At 68.6% G+C, this 3,137-nt stretch carries 2 protein-coding genes; both read right to left on the bottom strand.

The features are described from left to right. A partial coding sequence (locus tag VM221_04535; GenBank protein HUT74088.1) for a HEAT repeat domain-containing protein occupies window positions 1-1,041 on the bottom strand: 1,041 nt, incomplete at its 3' end. 104 nt (window positions 1,042-1,145) lie between these two features. Then, window positions 1,146-2,855 (bottom strand): DNA mismatch repair endonuclease MutL, encoded by a 1,710-nt coding sequence (gene mutL, locus VM221_04530; GenBank protein HUT74087.1) that lies wholly within the window; start codon window positions 2,853-2,855, stop codon window positions 1,146-1,148. Between the last annotated feature and the right edge of the window lie 282 nt (window positions 2,856-3,137).

Here is a 3,137-nt window from a genome sequence, read left to right as displayed (position 1 = left end):
GGGCCGGGAGACACCTCGCACTCGGTCCACAAACGCGCGTGATCTCTGGCGCTGGAAACTGTAAGCAGCGCGCCTCATCACCGTGCTGGCGTCGCGACGAACCTCTGGAGCGGTGTCCTCTGTCATCGCCTTGAGCAGGCTCACATAGATCTCCCATGCCCACTTTTCCGGTAGGGGATGCGACGAGTGGAGCGCCCAGCCGAGCGACGACGCGGCTTGGGCTCTTACCTTCGCGCTTGGGTCCCCTTTCATCGCCTTGAGCAGTGCAGCATAAGCATCCCATGCCCGCAAGGACGCGGACGCGTGCATCAGCGCTGAAGCTGCCCCCTCCCGGACCTTTGCACTCGGGTCCGACTCCAAGGCGCGCACAGCCGGCGCGACTTCTGGCTGAGTTCGCGGCCGCCACTCCGCCAGTTCCAGTATCGCGGTCGCACGCTGCTCCGGGTTAGGGCTCTGAAGTTGAGCGTGAAAATGCTTGACCTCTAGTTTCGCCTGAGCAACTGTCAAGAGGGCCCCTGCCGGAACCATTAGCACTATGGCGGCTGCCATGCGCAGGATAAGGAATAGCCTCAGCCTGGGGCGCACTGCAGAGCTAAGGCCGAAAGCGAGAAGTATGGCGGGACGCCAGAGACCCAGTCTCGCAACCACCGCTCCCCCCAGCATGCAGCCATGGAAGGCGTAAACGAACGTGGGTGGCACTAACACTATCGCCCCGGCTGGCGGGTCCGACATGGCAGCGGCAGTCCCCCCTATGGTCCACGACAGCAGGATGATGAGTAACCAGAAGGCACCGTCAACGAGCCGCCTTCCCCATTCCTTCCGGCCAACGTACCCGAACCCGCCCGCCGCTAGCAGCGCGCCCACCGCGCCCAATGACGCATCAAGAACGGCACTCTCCCAATCCTGTAACAGACCACGCCCCTCAGTGACCACGATCAGGAGCACGACGAACAAGAAGACCGCACCCAAGACCAGGAACAAGTACCCCTCTTTCAGCGAAGGCGCCGCGGGGCCCGATAGCCATTCTCGGTGCTCTCCCATTCTGGTCTCCTCTCAGTCGCAGGCACCCGGGTCATCCCCCACTTGTCGCGCCTGCCGTCAGTTGCGACGTCAACGCGCAATGTCACGAGCGTGGATAGTCGGCCTTAACGCTGGAAGCGGCGGTCAAGCTCGAAGTTGGTAATTGTCATGATGATGGGCTGGCCGTGGGGGCAGGTGAAGGGGCGGGTGGAGCGCGCAAGGCCGTCCAGCAGCTCGACCATCTCCTGGGGCGCCAGCCGCGTGCCGGCCTTGATCGCGGCGTGGCACGCGGCCGCCGCCAGAATGGCCTCCCGCGGCAAGTCGAGCCGCTGGCCCGACGGCCGGCCGGCCAGCTCCTCCAGCAGGTCGCGCAGCAGCACCTCGGGGTCGGCCTTCGCCATCAGCGCGGGCATCGCCCGCACCACGAAGGCGTCGCCGCCGAAGGGTTCGATCGTCATGCCGACGGCGGCGAAGGTTTCGAGGTTGCGCTCCAACAGCTCGGCCTCGCGCCGCCCCAGGTGCACGGTGAGCGGCATCACCAGGCCCTGGCTCGCAGGTTGCGCCCCCGCGCTGTCGGTCTCCAGGCGCTCGAACAATACCCGCTCGTGGGCGCGGTGCTGGTCCACGATCATCAGGCCATCGGCGTTCTCGGCGATGATGTAGGTCGCCCGCACCTGCCCCAGCGGCGCCAGCACCAGCCCGACGGCGGTTTGCGCCGGCGGTGCCGGTGCTGCGCCCGCGGGGAAGTCCAGCGTCGGCTGCGCGGGGGCGGCCGAGGTCGGGCCTCTGCCTGTTCCACCGAAGGTGGCCGGCGGCGCGGCCCCCGCCCCCAGCGCCGCCCCGGCCAGGGCAGTGCCCTCCAGGGCTTCTCGCACCGCGCGCCGCACCGCCTCGTGCACTTCCCAGTCGCGCACGAAGCGCACCTCCGCCTTGGCCGGATGCACGTTGACGTCAACCAGCGCCGGGTCAACATCCACCATCACCACCGCCACCGGGAAGCGCCCGCCCGCCAGCGCCGAGCGGTAGGGCTCCTCCACGGCATGGGTCAGGGTGCGGCTGCGTACCTGGCGGCGGTTGACGAAGAGCGCCTGGTGGGAGCGCGACGAGCGCGTGAAATCCGGCCGCGACACGAAGCCGGACACCCGCAGCAACGGCAGCCGCAGCTCCACCGGGATCAGCCGTTCCGCCGCGTCGCGCCCGTACAGCGCGACCACCGATGACAGCAGGTCGTCCGCCGCCGGGCGGTGCACGACCTCGCGCTCGCCGTGGGTCAGGCGCAGCGAAACCTGGGGATGGGAGAAGCTGAAGCGGGTCACCAGCTCGGTTATATGGGACAGCTCGGAGGCTTCGCTGCGCAGGAACTTGAGGCGCGCGGGAGTGTTGAAAAAGAGACGCCCTACCGTGACCTCGGTGCCGGGGGGCGCGCCCGCGGTATGCAGGTCGGTGACTTCGCTCGCGCGCACGACGATTTCGGTGGCCTCGGTGGCGTCGTGGGGGCGGGTGACGATCTTCAGGTGGGAGACGGCGGCGATGCTGGGCAGCGCCTCGCCGCGGAAGCCCAGGGTGCGAATGGCGAAGAGGTCGTCGGCGCAGGTGAGCTTGCTGGTGGCGTGGCGCTGCAGCGCCAGCACCGCGTCCTCGCGGGTCATGCCGCAGCCGTCGTCGGTGACGCGGATGAGGCGGCGCCCGCCCTGCTCGAGGTCAATGCTGATGCGGGTGGCGCCGGCATCGAGCGAGTTCTCGACCAGCTCCTTGACCACCGAGGCGGGGCGCTCGATGACCTCGCCGGCGGCGATCTGGTTGATGACCTCGTCGTCGAGGATGATGACCGACACCGCGGGGAGCCTCCGCTGTGGAGTTCGCCGCGGGGCCACTCAGTCCTGCCCCCAGGGGACGGCGAAGCCGCCGCCGTCGCCGCTGGCGAGACTCTGCGGTCACCCGTGTAGCACAGCCGCCTCGGCTGTGAGAGGTTGGCAGGCGAGGACGCCTGCCCCACCAAAAGGAGTCATGCCCCATTGCCCGCTTGCCGGCGTTCGTCGCGGAGGTCGCGGCGGCGCTTACCTCCCCCTTATCCGCGCGAACGCTGCCGAGCCCTCGAAGTCGCTCAGGGCGCCCTC

It is taken from the genome of Armatimonadota bacterium, from assembly GCA_035527535.1.
In the GTDB taxonomy this organism is placed as follows: domain Bacteria; phylum Armatimonadota; class Hebobacteria.
This window is presented reverse-complemented; position numbering and strand designations above follow the sequence as displayed.